At 59.7% G+C, this 20378-nt stretch carries 20 protein-coding genes, 1 tRNA gene and 1 pseudogene; 11 read left to right on the forward strand and 11 right to left on the reverse strand.

Annotated features, from left to right (window positions below):
* The 3 genes and pseudogenes from NW834_RS08380 to NW834_RS08390 all read right to left on the reverse strand — a co-directional run.
* Window positions 1-683: RNA-guided endonuclease InsQ/TnpB family protein (locus NW834_RS08380; RefSeq protein ID WP_414426282.1), on the reverse strand; the 683-nt coding region annotated here is incomplete at its 3' end.
* 153 nt (window positions 684-836) lie between these two features.
* Entirely contained in the window at window positions 837-1241 is a 405-nt protein-coding gene (locus NW834_RS08385) for a universal stress protein (RefSeq protein WP_011433838.1), read from the reverse strand.
* Window positions 1242-1534: 293 nt separating this feature from the next.
* A pseudogene (locus tag NW834_RS08390) lies at window positions 1535-1729 on the reverse strand (PKHD-type hydroxylase); the annotation flags it as partial.
* Between the two features lie 268 nt (window positions 1730-1997).
* Between NW834_RS08390 and mutL the strand changes: the two are divergent.
* Both mutL and NW834_RS08400 read left to right on the forward strand, forming a co-directional pair.
* The gene (gene mutL / locus NW834_RS08395) at window positions 1998-3734 is read left to right on the forward strand and encodes a DNA mismatch repair endonuclease MutL (RefSeq protein WP_414419421.1); all 1737 of its coding nucleotides are present in this window, start codon (window positions 1998-2000) and stop codon (window positions 3732-3734) included.
* Between the two features lie 36 nt (window positions 3735-3770).
* On the forward strand, window positions 3771-4622 hold the full coding sequence (locus NW834_RS08400; protein WP_414419422.1) for a vitamin K epoxide reductase family protein: 852 nt from the start codon (window positions 3771-3773) through the stop codon (window positions 4620-4622).
* Here the strand turns inward: NW834_RS08400 and NW834_RS08405 are convergent.
* From NW834_RS08405 to NW834_RS08425, 5 genes are all read right to left on the reverse strand, one after another.
* A complete protein-coding gene (locus NW834_RS08405) occupies window positions 4598-5692 on the reverse strand; it encodes a diguanylate cyclase (RefSeq protein WP_414416656.1) in 1095 nt (364 codons plus the stop codon). The genes NW834_RS08400 and NW834_RS08405 overlap by 25 nt on opposite strands.
* 66 nt (window positions 5693-5758) lie before the next feature.
* Entirely contained in the window at window positions 5759-6646 is an 888-nt protein-coding gene (gene btpA, locus NW834_RS08410; protein WP_414419423.1) for a photosystem I biogenesis protein BtpA, read from the reverse strand.
* A 31-nt stretch (window positions 6647-6677) separates the two neighbouring features.
* Window positions 6678-7823: a quinone-dependent dihydroorotate dehydrogenase gene (locus NW834_RS08415; protein WP_414419430.1), complete on the reverse strand. Its 1146-nt coding sequence runs from the start codon at window positions 7821-7823 to the stop codon at window positions 6678-6680.
* A 127-nt stretch (window positions 7824-7950) separates the two neighbouring features.
* Window positions 7951-9276, reverse strand: coding sequence for an O-antigen ligase family protein (locus tag NW834_RS08420; protein WP_414419424.1), 1326 nt, complete (start codon window positions 9274-9276; stop codon window positions 7951-7953).
* Complete coding sequence (locus NW834_RS08425) at window positions 9276-9659, reverse strand: 2Fe-2S iron-sulfur cluster-binding protein (protein WP_414357085.1); 384 nt, start codon at window positions 9657-9659, stop codon at window positions 9276-9278. The genes NW834_RS08420 and NW834_RS08425 overlap by 1 nt, the downstream gene beginning before the upstream one ends.
* A gap of 193 nt (window positions 9660-9852) precedes the next feature.
* Between NW834_RS08425 and NW834_RS08430 the strand changes: the two genes are divergently transcribed.
* On the forward strand, window positions 9853-10296 hold the full coding sequence (locus NW834_RS08430) for a phosphomannose isomerase type II C-terminal cupin domain (protein WP_414419425.1): 444 nt from the start codon (window positions 9853-9855) through the stop codon (window positions 10294-10296).
* A gap of 50 nt (window positions 10297-10346) precedes the next feature.
* Here the strand turns inward: NW834_RS08430 and NW834_RS08435 are convergent, their stop codons facing one another.
* Both NW834_RS08435 and NW834_RS08440 read right to left on the reverse strand, forming a co-directional pair.
* Window positions 10347-12788: a M48 family metalloprotease gene (locus tag NW834_RS08435; RefSeq protein ID WP_414426283.1), complete on the reverse strand. Its 2442-nt coding sequence runs from the start codon at window positions 12786-12788 to the stop codon at window positions 10347-10349.
* A gap of 202 nt (window positions 12789-12990) precedes the next feature.
* Window positions 12991-13437 carry a Fur family transcriptional regulator gene (locus NW834_RS08440; protein WP_011433855.1) on the reverse strand — a complete coding sequence of 149 codons (447 nt, stop codon included), beginning with the start codon at window positions 13435-13437 and terminating at the stop codon, window positions 12991-12993.
* A gap of 380 nt (window positions 13438-13817) precedes the next feature.
* Between NW834_RS08440 and NW834_RS08445 the strand changes: the two genes are divergently transcribed.
* Both NW834_RS08445 and NW834_RS08450 read left to right on the forward strand, forming a co-directional pair.
* The gene (locus NW834_RS08445) at window positions 13818-14198 is read left to right on the forward strand and encodes a hypothetical protein (protein ID WP_414357087.1); all 381 of its coding nucleotides are present in this window, start codon (window positions 13818-13820) and stop codon (window positions 14196-14198) included.
* A 198-nt stretch (window positions 14199-14396) separates the two neighbouring features.
* On the forward strand, window positions 14397-15602 hold the full coding sequence (locus tag NW834_RS08450) for a D-alanyl-D-alanine carboxypeptidase (RefSeq protein ID WP_414426284.1): 1206 nt from the start codon (window positions 14397-14399) through the stop codon (window positions 15600-15602).
* Window positions 15603-15756: 154 nt separating this feature from the next.
* On the opposite strand, the gene NW834_RS08455 is transcribed toward NW834_RS08450, so the two are convergent.
* Window positions 15757-15829, reverse strand: a tRNA-Ile gene (locus NW834_RS08455).
* Between the two features lie 98 nt (window positions 15830-15927).
* On the opposite strand from NW834_RS08455, the gene NW834_RS08460 reads away from it, so the two are divergent.
* From NW834_RS08460 to NW834_RS08485, 6 genes are all read left to right on the forward strand, one after another.
* Complete coding sequence (locus NW834_RS08460) at window positions 15928-16467, forward strand: TMEM165/GDT1 family protein (protein ID WP_414419428.1); 540 nt, start codon at window positions 15928-15930, stop codon at window positions 16465-16467.
* 57 nt (window positions 16468-16524) lie between these two features.
* The gene (locus NW834_RS08465) at window positions 16525-16860 is read left to right on the forward strand and encodes a TMEM165/GDT1 family protein (protein WP_011433859.1); all 336 of its coding nucleotides are present in this window, start codon (window positions 16525-16527) and stop codon (window positions 16858-16860) included.
* Window positions 16861-16975: 115 nt separating this feature from the next.
* Window positions 16976-17125 (forward strand): hypothetical protein, encoded by a 150-nt coding sequence (locus NW834_RS08470; protein ID WP_011433860.1) that lies wholly within the window; start codon window positions 16976-16978, stop codon window positions 17123-17125.
* A 98-nt stretch (window positions 17126-17223) separates the two neighbouring features.
* The gene (gene pyrH, locus NW834_RS08475; protein ID WP_011433861.1) at window positions 17224-17985 is read left to right on the forward strand and encodes a UMP kinase; all 762 of its coding nucleotides are present in this window, start codon (window positions 17224-17226) and stop codon (window positions 17983-17985) included.
* 102 nt (window positions 17986-18087) lie between these two features.
* Window positions 18088-19272: an endolytic transglycosylase MltG gene (mltG, locus tag NW834_RS08480; RefSeq protein ID WP_414419429.1), complete on the forward strand. Its 1185-nt coding sequence runs from the start codon at window positions 18088-18090 to the stop codon at window positions 19270-19272.
* A 132-nt stretch (window positions 19273-19404) separates the two neighbouring features.
* The coding region (locus NW834_RS08485; RefSeq protein WP_414426285.1) for an RNA-guided endonuclease InsQ/TnpB family protein at window positions 19405-20378 on the forward strand (974 nt) is incomplete at its 3' end.

The following is a 20378-nucleotide window of genomic DNA, read 5'->3' on the forward strand; positions in this document are numbered from 1 at the left end:
TTGTTGCTGAACTTGACTTTGCGGGAGAGCGCTTGCTGTGCCTTGCGCAAGCGCGCCTCGTGCCGCTTGAAGCTGTTGAGGGGCGCGTAGAACGTGCCGTCCGAGAGGGTAGCCAAGCGGGCAATGCCCATGTCCATGCCCACTGCGCCCCCCTGCGGAATAGGCCAATTAACCTCCCGCTCGGTCTGGATCGACACGAACCACTTGCCAGCGTGCTTGGATACGGTGACGTTCTTCACTGTGCCTAGCACTTCTCGGCTATTGCGGTAGCGCACCCAACCAAGCTTAGGCAGAAAGATGCGGCTGTTGGCCTGGTCCAGCTGGATTTGCTTGGGCTCGGGATAACGGAAACTGTCCGACCGGCCTTTTTTCTTGAACTTCGGGAAGCCGGCGCGCTGGGCGAAGAAGTGGCTGTAGGCTCGCTCCAAATCCTGGAGCGCCTGTTGCAGCGGATGCACCGGCGCATCCGCCAGCCACGCTGTATCTGCGCTGTGGCGCCACGCGGTGAGCAGCTGGCACAAGCCCGCATAGCCTAGCTTTTTCTGGCCTTGCTCGTGACGCTCCTTCTGCAACGCCAGTGCTTTGTTGTAGACGAACCGGCAGGAGCCAGCAAAGCGGCGCATCTGCCGTTCCTGCTGGCTGTTGGGCAGCAATTCGTACTTGAAGGCTTGAAGTCGTTGCACCGCTCAATCGTATTCTTGGCCTATGCGTGATGACAACGATATTCACATGGCCGGCACTGCGTTTTTAAAGGGCGTCGGCTACGGTCGGCGCTATCCTTCCCTGCCCTGAAGGACGGGGCTTGCCGCGCCTTTTGGTCAATGGGATCCCTCTCCTCAGGGCACGACCAACACCGGGCAGGGGGAGAGATCGATCACGCGGTGGCTCACGGAGTTGTTCTGCCCCTCTCCAGACAGGGTGAGGCCACGGCAGCCCATCACAATCAGGCTGATCTCCAGCTCGTCTGCCACATCACAGATGACAAAAGGCACCTTCCCCTCTCGATACTCACTCTTGACGTTGCTGAGGCCGATTTGATGCAGGCCGGACTCCGTTTGCTTAAGCAGGTTGTGGATGTTCTGCCGGGCTTGCTCGGCTCGCTCCGGGTCAAGCTCCGTATCATCCAGCACAGAAAGCAAATACACTTGGCTCTTGTAGCGCTGTGCTATGTCCGCCACCAAGGGCAAGGCGTGGCTGGTCTCACGCGAGTTATCGATGGGAAAGAGCAGTTTGTCGAACATAGCCGAGGATCCCAACGGTCGACCCCAGTCCCTATCCAAATTCAAGTTCAAGGCGAAGGCTGACTTTATTCTACCAACTTTGCCGGGGGCTGAAGGATCCCAGCCCATTTTCCTATTGTGAGGGGCTCGACCTTAGCCGCTTGGCATCAACCGGAAACGGGAGCCCTTTTGGATAAGCAGTAGAAGACGCCCTGCATACTGCTCATGGGAAAGCCCGACCTTTTGAAGCTGTGCTTGGCTGGGGTTTACGCAGTTCCTGCCGTTGGGCCACTTCCAGATCAAGCTAAACGGCAATTGGGATCTAGAGCCGCAGAAATGGTCTCCTGGATCTGCTGTTGCTGCAGGGATCCCTCGGGCAGTTGCCTATTGTTTTTGACAAACCTGGCATTCCAACTCGCCGTCAGGGCACCATCCACAAAATCTGCATCTGATAAAAGGCTCAAAGTTTGCTGCAGTTCTGCCGTGTTGAGAACATTGCCAATACACAAAAAATATTCTGGAAACCCAAAAAATCAGAAGAGGCCAAATCCTCAGTAGCATGAAAGTTATTCCTATGTAAATCTTATCTGGCTTTGATTGCCTCTTTGGAACGAATCGGTAGAAATGGCCAGCGGAAAATCGAGCGCACTTCCCCCCTCTGCAGACCTCAACCGGTTAGAGCGTGCAAGGCTCCTGTTGCCCGCCGCAGAAACCGCAAGAGAAGGTTAAGCTAAGGCTCTGTTGGCCCCTGACCATCAGATTGGCAGGATGGGTGTCATGTTCCAGATCCAACCCCTGACTCCAGAACGGATTGCCCGTATGGCGGCAGGAGAGGTGATCGACTCTCTGGGGGCTGCTCTGCGGGAATTGCTGGAAAATGCCCTCGATGCCCAGGCCACCCGCATTCAAGTGGAGATCTGGCCGACTCGCTGGCAGGTGCAGGTGGGGGATAACGGCCACGGCATCCCGGCCTCGGAGCTGGAGCAGGTGGCCCGCCGCCATACCACCAGCAAGTTGGACGGTCGCAGCCTAGGGTTTCGTGGGGAAGCCCTGCACAGCCTAGCCCGCTTGGGATCCCTAGCTATCCAAACCCGCCACGCTGACGATGCTCACGGCTGGCTGGCCGCCTACGACCGACAGGGGGAGCTGATCCACAAGCAGCCGGCAGCCACTGCCTTGGGAACGGTGGTCACGGTTGCGGATTTGTTTGCCGACTGGCCTCTGCGCCGTCGGGCCTTGCCCCAAACTCGCCCGCTCCTGACCCTGGTGCAGAATGCAGCCCTAGCCCATCCCTGGGTCAGTTGGCAGGTGCATCAGGAAGGGCAATTGCTGCTCAGCCTCTGGCCGGGAAAATCTCTGCAAGATCTGCTGCTGCAGGTGTTGCCGCAGTTGGATCCCACGGATCTGCGCTATCGGCGGATCCAGGATGGGGATAGCGATTGGGAAGTGGTGCTGGGCCTGCCGGATCGCCTGCATCGCCCCCACCCCGATTGGATCCGTGTGGCCGTAAACGGACGGTTTGTGCAGATGCCCGACTGGCAACGGCTGATCCAGTCGGTTTTTCACCACGCGTTGCCTCGCCACCGTCATCCACTGGTGGTTGTTCACCTGCGCCTGCCCCCAGAGCAGGTGGATTGGAACCGTCATCCTGCCAAAAGCGAGCTCTACCTGGAGAATCTGACGGCCCGCCAGGAGCAGTTGCGCCAACACCTGCACTCCCTTCTGCAATTGGGATCCGGGCAAGCCAGCCGCCGCTCTGTGCATCTGATCCGGGCCAGCGAGGCCAAGGTGGTCTATCGAGTCTCGCCCGATTTTCAGAGCCATCTTCCTCCCTCTGACCGGCCAACTTCTCTCCTGCCCCCCCTCAAGGCGCTGGCCCAACTGCATCGGACCTACATCTTGGCAGAGCACCCCCAGGGGTTATGGCTGGTGGAGCAACACCTGGCCCACGAGCGAGTTCGCTATGAGTACATCCAGCAGCATTGGCAACTGGTAGCACCGGAGACGCCCATAACGCTGCAAGGACTATCGCCCCAAGCCCTGGAGCGGTTGGAGCAGTTGGGGCTGGAGCCAGAACCCTTTGGCCCCAATACCCATCTCATTCGACGCATCCCTCTGGCTTTGGAGTCGGAAGATCCGGAAGAGGTACAGGGATCCCTGCTAGAGCTCAGCCGCTGTCAAGATTTGCAGGCAGCTCAGGTGGCGGTGGCCTGTCGAGGGGCCTTGCGCAATGGGATCCCGCTGACCCTAGAGCAGATGCAAAAGCTGTTGGAAGCCTGGCAGCGCACCGCCAATCCCCACACTTGTCCCCATGGCCGACCGGTGTACCTGACCCTGGCAGAAAGAGATCTAGCCCGCTACTTCCGCCGCCGTTGGGGTCTCTGTGACCGGCCTATCTCCGACTCCAAACTGGGATCCCTATGGGAGCTGGATCCGCTGGGAGACAGGTTTGCCGCCCAGGTGCGCTCTTCTGCGTCGGATCCCACGGACGAGCCCAGCTCCACCCCACTATAATCGGGGGTGTCCAACTGCTGAAACCCCTGAAACTCCATGGCTTCTTATCTCAAACTCAAAGCCCAAGAAGAGACCTGGCTGCAGCGCCATTCCCGTCTGATCTTGGCGATCTTGGCCAGCCTGGGATCCCTGCTGACGGCCTATCTCACCTACACCAAGCTGACGGAGCAGCCCGCCGCCTTCTGCACTGGGGATGGAGGGTGTGACCTGGTACTCTCCAGCCGTTGGGCAGAGTTTTTGGGGATCCCGACAGCGGCTGTTGGCCTGCTGGGGTTTCTGGGAGTCTTGGCGCTGGCGGTGCTGCCGGATGGGCTCCCATTGGTGAAGCGGTGGCGCTGGCCGGCCCTGTTTGGCTTGGTTTCCGCCATGACCGCCTTTGAGATGTACATGCTTTACCTGATGGTGGCGGTGCTGCGGCAATTCTGCATGTACTGCACCACCGCGATCATCTTGGTGGCGGGGCTGGGGCTGGTGACCGTGCTGGGCCACCGCTGGTTGGATTGGGGCAAGCTGGCCTTCAGCTACATTCTGGTGGCCTTTCTCACGTTGGTGACCACGATTGGGGTGTACGCCAACCAAGTTCCCCCGCCTAGCCCCCTGGCGGTAGGGTTAGCAGCCCACCTGCGGCAGATCGGCGGCACTATGTACGGGGCCTATTGGTGCCCCCATTGTCAAGACCAAAAGGAGCTGTTCGGGGCAGCTTTCGACCAAGTGCCCTACGTGGAGTGCTCCCCCAACGGCCCCGGCACTCCACAGGCTCGAGAATGTACAGAAGCGGGGATCACCAGCTATCCCACCTGGATCATCAATGGCCGCACCTACACAGGCGTTCGCTCTCTGGAAGCCTTGGCGGTGGCCTCTGGCTATCCGCTGGAAGAGGGCAGATAAACCTCTGGGGTTGGGGTGAGGATGTGAACTCGGTTGCGCCCCGCCTGCTTGGCCTGGTAGAGCGCGCTATCCGCCTGCTGCAAGGCAGCTTCCGGCTCCAGGCGGTAGTCTTCGCTGAGCACGACCCCACCGATGCTGATGGTAACCGGCAAGCTGCGCTTGGGGGAGATGTCAATGGGCCGTTTGGCAATAGCCTGCCGCAGAGACTCTGCGTAGCGACCGCAGCGGGGGGGGCTAAGCCCGGGCGTAACGCAAACAAATTCTTCCCCACCATAGCGGTAGAGCAGGCTGGAAGGCCGCAGTTGATTTTGCAGCCGCCCGACGATGGCCTGCAGCACACAGTCGCCGATGTAGTGGCCGTAGCTGTCGTTGACCTGCTTGAAATGATCCACATCCATCATCAGCAGGCAGAGATAGCGGTAGCGAGCTTCCCCGCGGGCTCCCACCTGCTTGAGCAAATGGGGCAGCGCCTGATCCAGAGCTCGCCGGTTCAACGCCCCGGTCAAGGGATCCGTCAAAGACAAAGACTCCAACAGCTCGTTGCGGGCTCGCAATTGCCGGTTGGCCTGGGCCAAAGCTTGGGTGAGCCGCTGGAGACGTAACCCTGCCCGCACCCGCGCCCGCAGCTCCTCGGGATCGACCGGCTTGGTGATGAATTCATCCGCCCCCGCATCCAGCCCCTCTACCCGAGCCTCAACTTCAGAACGGGACGTGAGCAAAATGAAATAGACGAACTGCCCTGCTGCGGATCCCTTGAGACGGCAACAGAACTCTACCCCCGACATCTCAGGCATGACCCAGTCGCAGATCACCATGTCGGGCCACTCGCTCTCTTCCAAGCTTTGCAAGGAATCCCAAGCTGCTCGGCCGCTTTCCCAGCTTTCCACGTAGTACTGGGAGCCTGTGAGAACATTGATAATGTAGCAACGAACCACTGGGTCATCATCGACAACCCAAATGCGGGGGGTGCGAGCCGGAACAGAGCTCCAAAAGGCTTCTTCTGCAGGCCCAAGAGCCGAACCAGAAGGGTGGTATACAGAATCCAAGCCCTCCAGATCAAGGGATGACATAGTCTGATGACATAGTCTAAAGAGGAGCGCTCCATTGCAGCCAGATCCCAATCCTAGCGCCAACGGCTAGTTGGAACCAGAGCCGGGAGCGGCCAGACAAGCATGGTTGGAGGCCCGCTCACGGAGCGCAAGGTGCAGTGCTTCCACAAACTGCCGCACCCGAATCGGGTCGATCATGGGAAAGGGATCCGAATAGCCTGCCGGCATGCCTGCGGAACGGGAAGACCGCTTCAGAGAACTGGCCACAATTACTCCATCTGCCCGCCGGATCAGGCTGCCGATGTTTTCAGCAGTAGCCCCCGAGCCGATGAGCAGCGGCACCTGAGGAGCAACTTTGCGGGCCAGCTCCAGCTCCTCCAGAAGGGGTGGCTTGCCGGTGGCCCAGCCGGAAAGGATGATGGCATCGGCCAGGCCGCGCTCCACCGTGTCGGTAATAGCCGCATCCAGACTGATGGGACCTAGGGGTTGAGCGTGTTTCACCAGCACATCGGCAAAAATCTTGATATTAGCCCCCAGCTCCCGGCGATAGCGCAGCAGGCGGTGGGCATTCCCCTCGATAATGCCTTGGTCGGTCACCATCGCCCCGCAGAGCACATTCACCCGGATGAACTGCGCCCCCACGCAGGCGGCAATTGCCAGAGCACTGCAGCCATCGTTGCGCAAGACATTGATCCCAACCGGCAGCGAGACCAGGGTTTTCAGCCGCTGGACGATGACGGTCATGGCGCTGACCACCGCTGCGTCCACCCGATCCTTGGCAAAGGGGGCATCGTAAAAGTTCTCGACAAGGATCCCGTCTACCCCTCCTGCAGCCAGGGCAGTAGCTGCCTGTTCTGCCTGAGCGATCACCCATTCCAAGTCCCCCCCCCAGCGGGGTGAGGTGGGCAGCGGCAACAAATGAACCACCCCAATGACCGGATGGGGGGTTTTGAAGAGGTGTTGCAGCAGGTTCACCGGCAAGCTTCCTCAGGGATCCCTAACGATCTTACGCCTGGATCTGACCCACAGGGGTATTCTCTGGGGGAAGTGTAACATCAGGGCTGGGGGGAGAAGAGCGGGCTAGGCCTCGGAGCAATTGCGGCACCATACCCGGCCCTTCGTAAACCCAGCCGGTGTAGACCTGCAGCAGGCTGGCTCCCGCTTCCAGTTTCTCCAAGGCGTCGGCCAAGGTGAAGATGCCCCCCACTCCGATGATGGGCAATTTTCCTTGGGTGGAGCGGTGGATGTAGCGGATGACTTGGGTGGAACGCTCCCGCAAGGGGGCACCGCTGATCCCGCCGGCTTCTGCAAGGATTGGCCTAGACTCCGCTGGTGCGAAGGGGATCCCGCGGCCAGGCAGGAAACGGGTTTTCAGGTTATCGCGGCGCAGGGTGGTGTTGGTGGCCACAATCCCGGCCAGTTGATGGTCTTGGGCCAGCTCCAGGATGCTGTCAATGTCGGGCCAGTCCAGATCGGGGGCGATCTTCACCAGGAGGGGTTTTCGCTTCTGATTTTCCCGCTGTAAGGCAGATAGGATGGGCTCCAGTTGCTCAGCAGCCTGCAGGGATCGCAGCCCCGGCGTGTTGGGGGAGCTGACGTTGACCACAAAGTAGTCCCCCAGCTCCTGGAGCAGCCGGAAGCTGGCCAGGTAATCGGCAGCCGCTTCTTCCAGAGGGGTGATTTTGGCTTTGCCCAGGTTGATTCCAATGGGGATGGGACGTTGCTGTAGCCGGCGCAACCGTTCCGCCAGAGCCGCCGCCCCTTGATTGTTAAAGCCCATGCGATTGAGGGCGGCGCGATCTTGGGGCAGTTGAAACAGGCGAGGTTTGGGGTTGCCCGGTTGGGGCTGAGGAGTGACGGTGCCCACCTCTACAAAACCAAACCCCAGGCTGGGCCAGACGCCCAGAGCCAGGCCATCTTTGTCGAAGCCCGCAGCCAACCCAAGGGGATTGGGAAAGGTAAGGCCCCACAGCGACACCGCTAGCCGGGGATCCCGGTAGCAAAACAGTCGCTCCAGAGCCGATAGGATCCCGGTGGCCTGGGTGGCATCGATCCAATGCAAGGCGCGCAGCAGGCCCATCTTGACCGCTTCCGGGTCGGCTCTCAGCCCAGAAAAAAGCAGAGGCCACAACACATCTCGGTACAGGTTCACCACAAGGATTTCCTACGGGTGGGAACCCATGGATTTTGGATTTACTGCTAGGTCAAGAGTCATTCCCTATTGCCAGGCAGCGCCGACACCCATGGTGGGGCATTCAACCGTGACCCCCTTGGGAAAGCTATCCCAGATCTTGGTTGCATTGGCCCTTTGTCGAGCGCTGCTCGAGGCTGGCTCCCCAAACTGCCCCCAAGAGTAAGGTTACCAGCAGGTGAATGCGGCCATCCAACATCACCACGTCCAAAAGCCCTGAGGCAAAAAATGCCGTCAAGGCCAGCAGCATCCCCAACAGGACGCTTTCTTGCGAGCGCCGCCAAGCTTGCCATCCCCGCGCCAAAATCCAGCCCCACAGGATCAGATGGCCCAGCAACAGCGGGATCCCACCCTCAGCCGCCAGGTGCAGGTACAAATTGTGGCAATGGCCCAGCAGCTCCGGCGGATCTTGAGCATTGTAAAGAGCGGCAAAGCTTTGCCAGCCCCAACCGGTCAAGGGCCGCTCCTGCACCATCTGCAGGGCGAATTGCCAAGCATCCAGCCGGTTGGCGGTGGAACTAAAGTAGAGCGCTTGAGGATCGAAGGTGTCTGCCAGACGGCTCCAAATCAATCGGGGCACTACGGCCCGCCAGCCCGGCCAATCCCAAGCAGCAGCCAAACCAGCCAACCCTATGCCGACCAAGATCCCGATCCCCCACCAACAGCGCCGTAGGGCCAGCCCTATCACCAGCGCCAGCCCCCCCGCTCCCCAGCCGTTGCGAGAGGCCGTCAGCAGCAACAAGAGGGATCCCAGCCCCAGCACAGCTCCCAGCCCTACTGCCTGTGGCCAGTCTCTATCGGCTCGATCCAGCCACAGCCCTGCTGCCAAGCACAGGTGGATCACCAGGTAGATGGCCAGCGTATTGGGGGAAGTGAAGGCTGCCGCCGGTCGCTCTCCCCCGGCAACCCCCGTAATCCAAACCGGCCCCCAGAAGAAGTGCCCCTGCCATCCCCACAGCACTTCTCCCCAACCCAAAAGCAGCATCAGCCCGCTGCCCAGCACCAACACCTGGGCCAACCGCCGACGGCCCACAGGACAGGACTCCGTCCCGCTGACGCGAAAGGACTCCGTCCCGCTGACGCGATCGGCCAGAACAGCGGCAAAGGCCGGCAGCATCAATAAAAAAGGCCAGTAGTTGAACATCCCCGGCAGGCTCAGCCGCCAATCTTCCCCCAAAAAAGCCACTCCCACCGCCGCCAGGCTCAGGAGAGCCGCCAGTCCAAACAAGGGATCCCGCAGGATCGCCCCACCATAGCGGGTATAACCCTGGATCGTCCCCACCAAAGCCAACAGCAAGCTGGGGGCCAGATTCACCGGGATCAGCGCCGCTGCCGCCAGCAGCCAGCCCCTCGGCTGAGAGGGCAAGGGATCCGGCGACAACTCGGGAGACAAAACCGGTGCCGAAGAAGACATCACTCATCCTCGATGGGGATCCCTGGCCTTACCCGCCCCTGGCCGAAGTAGCGCCCAAATTGCAGCTCGTACACCTCATCCTCATCCTGGGTTTCTACCCACAGCTCCGAGCGGGCATAGCCCACGCACAGCAGCCCATACCCCTGCTCCTTCAGCTCCCGCGAGATGCCCATGGCTTCCGGCTGATACAGGGATCCCCGCCGTACCCGCACCGCACAGGTGGTACAGGCGCCGTTGCGACAGGCAAAGGGCAGTTGGATCCCTTGGGCCTCGGCGCTGGCCAAAATGTATTGATCCGCCGGCACCTGGATTAGATAGTGGGTGTCCCGTTGGCGGTCATGGATGTGAACCGGGTAAGAAGGGACAGAAGAGAAAGGACGCATCGAGAAGTGGCCTTTTTGCAGAGATCTTTATTCATGATTCCACAGGATTCTAGCCACTGCCCTGGCAAGCCTGAATTGGCTGGGGATCCCCAGGAGCTGAAGCCGATCTGTTGGTGGTTCTAAAGATAAACAAACAGACTTCGAGTTGGTTGTTGAGATAAGCTACAGGTAGGCCTCCCAAGGAGAGCATCTCATGCTGGAAACCCCCAATGCCAATCTGGCTTCACCGGAAAAACCTTCGCCTTCCCTCTCTGCCGAAACCCTCAACAAGCTGATCGAGAGCAATGCTGAAAGTCGGCCTTGGGGGAGCTTTACAGTGCTGGAAGAGGGCCCTGGCTACAAAATCAAGCGGATCGTGGTTTTGCCCAAGCATCGCCTTAGCCTGCAGTTGCACTACCATCGCAGCGAACACTGGATCGTCGTTGCCGGCACCGCCAAGGTCACCTGCGGAGATGAAGAAAAGCTCATCACGGCCAACCAATCCACCTACGTGCCCCCTTGCACCAAGCATCGCCTGGAGAACCCTGGCGTCATCCCTCTGGTGATTATCGAGGTGCAAAATGGCCAGTACCTGGGCGAAGACGACATTGTCCGCTTCAGCGACGACTACGCCCGGGTTAACGGTGGGCAAGAGTAGCCAATCCCAATGGCCTAGGCGAGCTCTTCGCTGCTGAGGATCGCGATCCTCTAGAACAGCATCACCAGCAGGGCAACCACTAACAACAGCACAGCCCACATAGCCTGCCAGAAGGGATGGTAGCTGGTGATGAGCTGGCCATGGCGGCTTTGAAAGCGGGCCAGATCCAGGTAAGGGGCCACCCCCCGTCGGAACCACCCCACCGCGGATCCCTCTTGGCCGATTACCCCCCCTGCCTGGCGCGCTCCAAACAGGAAGTTGCCCAGCGGCCCAAAGCGGGAAGCATAGCGCAGGAAGATCATCCCTGTCTCATCCTGGAACTTGAGATCGGAGCCGAAGCGATAGCCCGGATCCCCTCGCCCGATCACCCGCCCCTCCAACTGCATCGGCAACCCGCGCAAGGGGCTGGCGTAGGGATTGCTCATGGCCTTCAACACGGTCAACGCCGGCGGGTTTTCTAAGCTGGGGTACATCACTGTCATCTTCAGCAGCAGGCCCAAGCCCACCCCCATCAGGGTCAGCCCGGCAAACATTTCATAGAAGCCCACCTGCAAGGCCGGGATCCCGAGCAGTGCCCCCGCGATTGCCCCCAGCCACTCGGCGTTCAACAGCAGTATATCCAGCAGAAAGTTCCCGTAGAGCTGTTGCCGGTTGAGCTGCTTGCCCTGGGCAACCACGCTGGCCATATCGAACTCCACCGGCAGATCCAGTTGCTCCGCATAGGTGCACAGCGCCCGCACCCGTTTGCCCGTGAGGGGATGGGTGGAGTTCAGCTCCATCCACCAGGCCCAAGGGTTAAACAGATCCCACAAAAATACCCTGCCCACCTGGCCGGGATCCGAGGCAACCCGGTAGGCCGTCCCCGCCGTAACAGCCGCCTTGGCATCGTAGATCCCCAAAGCCCGCGTTCCTTCCAGCAGGCGAGCACTGCGCTGTCGGGTTTCCTCATCCCGCTCCCGCTCTCCCTCTTGCACAATGCCGTAGGCAATTTTCACCAAAGCCCGCGAGAGCCCATTGGGGTTGCCGGTGGTTTCGGCGGCAAAGTGATCGGCAAAGTACTCCCGCACCCGCGACAGATACAGCAACAAGTAGGAGCCGGCCACATAGAAAAAGTAGGCGACCAAGGCCAGGGAGCGGAGGCTGCCCCTTTTGCCGTTGTCGCGCGCATCCCGCATGTAGACGTAAAGAAGGTAGAGAATCTGCACCAGCGTGGAAGCCAGGGTCATGACGGCGAAATCCCAGTGGATCACATGCCCCAGCTCGTGGGCATAGACCGTAGCCACCTCTTCATCTTCCAAGTAGGTGAACAACCCTTCGCTGACGACGATGCGGGCCGTATCCGGCAGGCTGCCGTAGGTAAAAGCAGTGGGGTTTTGGTCGCGGATCAGCCCCAGCTTCGGCTGCTTCAGCTTGTACTGTCGGCAGACCCGTTCAATGACCTCCGCACTCTCTGGGCTGCGACGCCCAATTTCCGCCAAGCTCACCCACTCGGTGCCATAGAGGCTGTGCTGGATCCAGTCCATCAGCCAGGGAGACAAGAAGAAAATCAAAGCGTTGAAGGCGAGGGTGAGCAGAACGGCAAGGATGAAAAAGCCCAAGGAAAATCCCCCCTCTGAGACGCCCAAGATGGCCAGGAAAAGCACAAACACCATGCCAAACAACAGGCTCAGAGTCACGCCTGCGGCCATTGTCAGGTTGCCGGCAAAGCTGGCCAACATTAGCGAAACCCCCACCTGAGGGGCGCGGTAGCTGCGCTTGGTTTGTCCGGTTTTGAGACCTGAGGTGGCGGGATCCAATTCCGCTAGGGTGCGGCTGGGGTTGAAGCAATAGCGGCTCAGCCAAACGCTCAATAGACGCAGCTCGTGAGGATTCAGGCTTTTCAGAGGCTCCAGCCACAAGGCCGCTTCCACCGATAACATCACCGTCGAGACGGTGCTGGGATTGCGAAACAAGGTGGGCAAGAGGGGCAGAACCTCCTGTTTTTGCCCAGAAGTGAGGCTGTGAAAACCCAAAACCGCCTGGCGGAGCAAACCAGGCGGCTGAGGAAGGTCGGCGGTAAGCAACTGGCGATCGCTGACAAAGCAGTAGCGGCTTAGATCCGGACTCTCCGGGGACTCCGTCCCACTGACGGGTTCGCGAGAGGGTCGCGTAGCGGTAAAGTGCTCTGCACTGCTAACACGACCGGGATCCACCTTGTCTGTCGCCGGCTCCGGATCCAGCCTCACCTGAGTTTTCCAGTCGGCAGCCTGCTGGCCCATGGGGCGGCTGTAGAGGGCCAACCGTTTGACTTGGGGGTAGCGAGTGGGAATCGCCTTCTGGAACCAGGCCGTCAACTCCTCATAGTTGAGAGCAAGGCCGGCAGGGCGGTTGATCATAATGACGAGGGCATAAGCCTTGGGACTCTCCTGGAGCGGTTGGGCTTTGGCCTGTAACCTAAGGCGGGGATTGGCCAGCGCCTGCTCCAGCCACTGCACCACTTCCTGTTCGTTCATGGCCCTCTCCCGGATCTAGTGGGGTGAAGAAGATCAACTATTCATCAACCATTCAACTGTTGCCTCGGTTGCCGACTGCCGATTGGCCTCACGGGAGCTATTCTGGCATTTCCTCCCGTTGACGGGATCCCCATCCTCCTACCAGCCCAGTACGGTTCCCCTGCTGGGAAAGCATGAGAACCTGAGCTTTGGGAATTTTTGGCTACAAAATCGAGCGCTGCCCCTCCGGGCTGATACCGATGATGGTGAGCTGGCAATCCAACACTTTGAAACCGTACTTTTCTGCCACCTTCTGGGTGATGTTAAGAATGGCGTTGTTTTTGAACTCGATCACCTTGTTGGTCTTGACGCACACCAGATGGTGGTGGTGGTGGGGGGCCGGCTGGTTGATCTCGTAATGTTTGTGCCCTTCGGTCAGTTCCAGTTCTCGCAAAATGCCCATGCGGGACATCAGCTTGACGGTGCGGTAAATGGTGGAAAGGCTAATGTTGTGGCCTTCTTCCCGCAACTTTTTGTGCAACTCCTCCGCGCTCAGATGCGTGCCCTCAGGCAAGTTTTGAAACGTTTGCAGGATGATCTCCCGCTGCCGAGTGGCTCGCCAGCCTTTGGCATTGAGCTCTGCCTTGAACGCCTCTTCGGTGTAGACCATGATGCCGCCCCTCCGCTGTTGGGCAACGTCGCCGTAACAGTCAATAAGTTCTGTAATTGATAATAACTTCATTTATGACGACACCACCCGACTTGGTTGCTGAAGACAGCGTTCAGGCTCAGTTCAGGCCCAATAGAACAGCTCAGTTCAGGCCCAATAGAACAGGGACGCAACTGAGGCGCATGGGCTGCCGGGAGAGCCTCGGGAAGGGTGCGGGAAACCCAATCCCTCATCCATCCGGGATGAGCTAGCCTACAGAGCAGAGCCATGTGGCGGACTGTTTCTGGTGTTCGGGCGCGCCTAGGCTAACATACTCAAGAAAAGGCCCGCGGCATCCTGACAGCGTTGGCAAGCGTAGTGATCGGGGAAGGAAAACGAAAATGCGGTTTGAGCAGCCCAAAACCTATTCCATTTCTCTGGGTGGCTGGGGGTTCTGGCTGGGATCCCTGGCGTTGGCAGCTTTGCTGACCAGTGTCGGGCTGGGGTGGCTGGTCGCCGGATTGGTGGCTCTGTTGCTGTTTTTGCTGTCCTTGCCGGTATTGGTGCTCCTGGCCTTTCGCTGGTGGGCGCGCCGCTGGATTACCACCGATCGCTGCCCGGTGTGTGGGTCGGAATCGCAAGCCGTCGAGGGCAGCCGTTTCTTTTGCCCCAATTGTGGAGAGCCGCTGTTTGTTGCAGACGGACGTTTTTATCGGCAAACGCCCCCCGGCACCATCGATGTAGAGCCTGTAGAAGAGGGTGGCTGGGAATTGACGAGCTGATGCCCCCTCGGTTGCCGGGATGTTTAGAGGGTGTTTTCCGTGAAAAGTGCTATGCCTGCGGCACCCCATGGTGCTACACAACACTGTTGCTCCGCAACGCTGACGCCACGGCACGAACGACATCTGTGGGGCTGGCCCGGTAGGCGGCTGGTTTCGAGCTGGGTTGGGCTGCTCTCGGCGGCCACTCTGTTGCTGAGTTTGTCTCCCACTTCTCAGGCGACGGAGCAGGGATCCCTGCAACCTCAGGTGGAAACTTATCTGGCTCAGTTGGCCGGTCGGGGGTTTTCGCCCGCGGCTCAGGGGGTTTGGCTGCAGATGGAGGATCCTTCGCCTCAGCGGGACAGAATCCTTGTTTTGGGACAGCATCAGGGATCCACACCCTTGCCGGCTGCTTCTTTGACCAAGGTGGCAACGACCCTGGCCGCTTTGCAGCACTTTGGCCCACAACATCGCTTTGTTACCACCTGGCTGGCCACTGGCCCCTTAACTGCTGAGGGAGTTCTACAGGGGGATCTCTGGGTTCTGGGGGGGGAGGATCCCTTGTTCGTCTGGGAGGAAGCCTTCTCCGTCGGCAACCTGCTCAATGCCTATGGGATCCGCCAGGTGCGCGGGGATCTGGTGGTGGTGGGCCGCTTTTACATGAACTTTTCCCGGGATGTGGCGCAATCGGGATCCCTGTTGCGGCAGGGGCTGGATGCGCGGCGCTGGCCGCCAGAGGCGGAGGCCCAATTTCAAACCTTACCCCCCGGCACACCCAGACCGCAGGTGGAGATCTTGGGTTCGGTGCGGGTTGCCCAGCAGATCCCGCCCGGCGCTCAGGTTTTGCTCAGACATGAGTCCCCCCCCCTCATTCACCTGGTCAAGCTGATGAACCTCTACAGCAACAACTCCATGGCCGAGATGTTGGCCGATGCGGTGGGGGGAGCAGACCAAGTGGCCCAAATCGCCCGGGCCATCGCCGGGATCCCGGCAGAAGAGCTGCAACTGATCAACGGCTCCGGGTTGGGGGTGGAAAACCGCATTTCGCCGCGGGCCAATGTAGCTATGCTTCAAGCCATCCAGTCTCTTCTGGAGGAGCAGGGGCTCTCTCTTGCCGATGCTTTTGCCGTCGTTGGCCAAGATGTGGGAGTGTTGGAGCGGCGTCTGTTGCCAGGGATCCTAATTGCCAAGTCGGGCACCTTGAGGAGCGTCAGCACCTTGGCGGGTGTATTGCCAACCGAGCAGGGGGACATCTGGTTTGCCCTGATGAATGGCGGATCCGATCTGGTCGGCTTTCGCACCCAGCAGGGACAATTCCTCAGCCAGCTCCAGTCCCAATGGGGATCCCCTGCCACCTTGCCTGAGCGTTGGATCCCTCGCTCTGGGGATACGGGATCCCGCACGGAGCTGAACCCGCGTCTTTGAAACTGTGCCCAACCGGTTCTTTCTCAGCCCAGAGTGACCTCGGTCGCGTTAGCGGAACGCAGTCCTATGTCCGCCCTCCCAGTTTGGGAATTGAGATCGACTTGGCCCGCTGTCAACAGCCCTCAACCCAGAAACCTCGTCCAGCAATTCCCGATGGGGCGTACAGGGATCGAACCTGTGTAAGGCAAATTATGAGTTTGCTGCCTAAACCGCTCGGCCAACGCCCCTGATTCTTTTACTCTAGCGTTTACTCTAGCGCCCTTGTCTCCTCCAGAAGCGGCTGAAAACAGGATAAGCTGCATGTCGGTGGTTAGGATCTGACGCCATGGCTGCGCCGCGTTCTTGGCAGGGGCAAATGGCCCTGGGCTTGGGGCTGATTGTTTTGTCCTCGGCTCTCTGTTTCGGTTTCTTGGCCGTTGGGCAGCACTATCTCTACGGGGATGGATCCGCTGCGGATTTCCAGCCCGCCAGGGAGAGTTTGGCCTTGTCTCCCGCCCCCAGTACTGGGCCTCCGACGGCACTGCCCCTCACTACCCCCCCCTCTTCCGGCAGCAATCTTCCTGAGGGATCCCCACTGCAACTCTGGTTTGTTACTTTTTTAACCGTGTTTGTGGCGGAAATGGGCGACAAAACCCAGTTGGCAACCTTGCTCATGAGTGCCCAATCCCAATCTCCTTGGGCGATCTTTTTCGGTTCCGCCGGTGCCTTGGTGACCGCCAGTTTTTTCAGCGTGGTGCTGGGAGAAGGTCTGGGCCAAGTCATTCCCCCGGGCTGGCTACAATGGTTGGCGGGTGCAGGGTTCCTGATGATCGGGGGCTATGTATTATGGCAGGAGTGGCGGGGGAACAAGCTCCCAGAGGGCTAGCCTCCCTGAGCAGCCGATGCCAACCCGGCAGGACAGAGTGGAGAACAACCGAGGAACGTGTTGATCCAAGACAACGACAGCCGAACCCCGTCTTTTTTGCTGCGGCAAATGGCCGGACGGGCCGCCCTAGTGAGCTTTGGCTCGATTCTGCTGGCCGAAATGGGCGATAAAACCCAATTGGCGACCCTGCTCCTCAGTGCCCGCTCGCAAAACGCTGGGGTAATCTTTTTGGGCGCTGCTGCTGCTTTGATCAGCACCAGCCTAATTGGGGTGTGGGCAGGAGCTTGGGTGGCCCGCCTGATCCCACCTCGCTGGATCAAAACCCTGGCAGGCGTGGGGTTTGTTGTGATGGGCCTAGTCTTGTTGTGGGGATCCCTGCCCATAGCCGGCTGAGCAGAGGGCTTCAGGATGGCTTCGGCAAAGCGTGATAGGATTAAGAGCGCCTCACTTTGACACTTCAAACTGAGGACCTTCACTTGAGTCCGGACAACCGGTCAGGAAAACCAGCATGGCCAAAAAACGCAATCTGAAGCGGGAAAAAGCCGAGCGCAACCGCGAATATGCCAAACAGTTCCAAAAAAGTCGTGCTCGCAATGGCCGCCGCTTCCGTTCTGCCCCCCGCGACAACGAGGCCAGCGCTGGCGAAGAACAGCAGTAAGGTTGTTTTTGTCGAGATGCTCTGTCGGTCAATCCTGTGAGCGGAGCTAGTTCAACAAACCTGCTATCGTATGCAGGGGTGGGCCGGAGCGGATGAGCATGAAATATCGACGGATTCTACTGAAGTTGAGTGGTGAAGCCCTGATGGGGGAGCGCCCCTACGGGATCGACCCCGAGGTCTTGAAGTCCATTGCCGGCGAAGTGGCCTCAGTGGTACGGGCCGGTGTGCAGGTGGCGATTGTGGTGGGAGGGGGTAACATCTGGCGCGGGCGCAAAGAGGCGGCTGCCCAAGGGATGGATCAGGCTTCTGCCGACTACGTAGGGATGCTGGCCACCGTCATCAACGCCTTAACCCTGCAGGATGCCATTGAGCGAGCCGGGATCCCCACCCGGGTGCAGACGGCCATCGCCATGCAGGAGGTGGCGGAGCCCTATATTCGTCGCCGCGCCATTCGTCACCTGGAAAAGGGGCGGGTGGTGATTTTTGGGGCAGGATCTGGCAACCCCTTCTTCACCACCGATACCACTGCGGCCTTGCGGGCGGCGGAGATCGATGCCGAGGTGATTTTCAAAGCCACCAAGGTGGACGGAGTTTACGATGCGGATCCCAAGACTCACCCTCAGGCCCGCCGCTACGATGTCCTCAGCTATCAGGATGTGCTGAACCGCGATCTGCGGGTTATGGACAGCACCGCCATCGCCCTCTGCAAGGAAAATCAATTGCCCATCGTGGTCTTTGACCTGACTACCCCTGGCAATATTTATCGAGTGGTGCAGGGAGAACCCATCGGCACTTGGATCGGACAGCGGACGGTCGAGAACAACGGGATCCCCAGCCCAGGAGAGTTGATCCCAAGTTAGGGGGGAAATCGGCCTTGAGAGTCCGGCGACGCCCTAGCCAGGATTGAGTCCGAAGGATAGCCTGGCTCAAGGGTGTGCTCAGGCCGTTTGGAGGGAAAGGCAATGACAGATCAGGTTCAGCATTCGGCCCAAAAGGATCCCGTCTCGCCCAGAAGCTCTGCTGCCCAAAGCGCTGTGCCTGCGGCACCCCATGTTGCTACGCAACGCTTACGCGAACGCTGGGGTCGGCGTCTTTTGCAGAGCTTGATTTTCCTGTTGGTTCTGGTCGGGGGATTGGGCTACTGGCAGTGGCAGACCTGGCTCCAGCCGGTGGGCGGCCCAGAACCGATCCAAGTAACAATCCAGCTGGGCAGCAGCAGCCGTCTGATCGGGCAAAAACTGCGCCAAGCAGGGGTGATTCGCTCAGCTCTGGCTTGGGAGCTGTGGAGCCGCACCTTCGGGCGCGACTGGGTGTTTCAGGCGGGCACCTACGCTTTGGATCCCAACCAGGACATGCTGGCCGTGGCCCAGCAACTGCGGCAGGGAAGGATCCTGCAAAGACGTCTGACCATCCCGGAGGGTTGGCGCATCGAGCAAATGGCAGAGGCTCTGGCCCAGCGCAACTGGCTGGCAGCCGATGCCTTCATTGCCGTGACCCGGGTGATTCCCCCCCTCGATTGGCTGCCCCCCCACTTGAGCTCTCTAGAAGGCTACCTGTTCCCAGACACCTATCTTTTCCCCATCGAACAGGTGGAGGGATCCCTGCCGGATCGGGAAAAGGCCCAGATGGTGGTCGACGCCATGCTGCAGCGATTTGTCGCGGTGGCCCTGCCCCTGTTTCGCCAGCACACCACTTCCCTGTCTCTGCACGAGTGGGTCACCTTGGCCAGCATTGTGGAGCGGGAGGCCGTGGTGCCGGAAGAACGCGCTTTGATTGCAGGTGTCTTTCTGAACCGGCTTAAGAAAGGGATCCCCCTGGGAGCCGATCCGACGGTGGAATATGCCTTGAATATCCGGCAAACCCCAGATCGCCGCCTCACCCTTGCGGAGGTGCGTACCCCCTCTCCCTACAACACCTACCTTAACCCGGGTTTGCCCCCCGGCCCCATCGCCAGTCCGGGCTTGGCCAGCCTAAAAGCCGTTTTGCAGCCTGAGCAGACCGACTATCTCTACTTCGTGGCCCGCTACGATGGCACTCACATTTTCAGCAAAACCCTAGCAGAGCACGAGGCAGCCCAATTGCAAATTATTCAAGAGCGTCGGCAAGCTGCCCAGGGATCCCCCCACAGTCCTCAACCCAGTCCTTAGCCGAGGAGGGCTGACAGCAGTAGGCCGAAAACCTTACAGTAGTCAACATTGGCTACCTAAAGCTGGAAGAGGCTGGTGAGCGCCAAGCCAAAAGTTGCACGAAACTCATGGACGCTTTGCGGTGTGGCGGACATGTTACTGGGCTTCCAAACACAACTCATCCTCAACCACAAGCAAACAACTCTAGCAGCTCAACATGCTGGGGTAGCCCGCCACGCCTACAACTGGGGCCTAGAGGTCTGTCGGCAAGCCCTGGAGAACCAGCAAAAACTCCCCACCGCCATTGACCTGCACAAGCGCCTGGTAGCTGAAGTGAAGCAAGCGCATCCCTGGTACTACCAGGTCTCCAAATGCGCCCCTCAGCAGGCACTCCGCAACCTGAAGCAGGCCCTTAAGCGCTGGCGCAAGGGGCTAGGTCAGTTTCCCCGCTTCAAGCGCAAGGGGGTGCAGGACAGCTTTTACCTAGAAGGCAGCATCCGCATTTCTGGCAACCGCATCAAGGTGCCCATATTTGGTTGGCTGCGCTGTGCAGAGCTGCTTCCGGCGACCACACCCAAGAACGTGGTCATCAGCCTTCGCGCTGGGCGTTGGTACATCTCCTTCAAGTACGAAGCTCCAACACCCCAGGTGGAGAAGACCGGAGAGGTGGTGGGAGTGGACTTAGGTATCCATCACCTGGCCACCTGCTCCGGCGGGGAAGTATTTGCGAATCCCAAGCCCTACCGCAAGGCCAGGCAGCGGCTGGCTAGGCTGCAACGGCGGCTGAGCCGCAAGCAGAAGGGATCCACCAACCGCAAGAAGGCGGTGGTGCAGTTGGGCAAAGCTCACAAGCGGGTGGCAGACATCCGGCAAGACAGTCTGCACAAGCTGACGACTTACCTGGCCAAGAGATACCGGGTGGTGGTGGTAGAGGACTTGCAGGTAAAGAACCTGCTCCAGAACCGCAAGCTGGCGGGATCCCTGTCAGACTGTGGGTTCTACGAGTTGAGGACTCCGTCCCGCTATCGCGAACGGCGACAGCTAGAGTACAAGGCCCGGCTCTACGGCTGTCAGGTGGTGGTGGCGGATAGGTTTTATCCGTCCAGCCAACTGTGTTCAGGGTGTGG

Source organism: Synechococcus sp. R60.1 (genome assembly GCF_047461835.1).
In the GTDB taxonomy this organism is placed as follows: Bacteria; Cyanobacteriota; Cyanobacteriia; order Thermostichales; family Thermostichaceae; genus Thermostichus.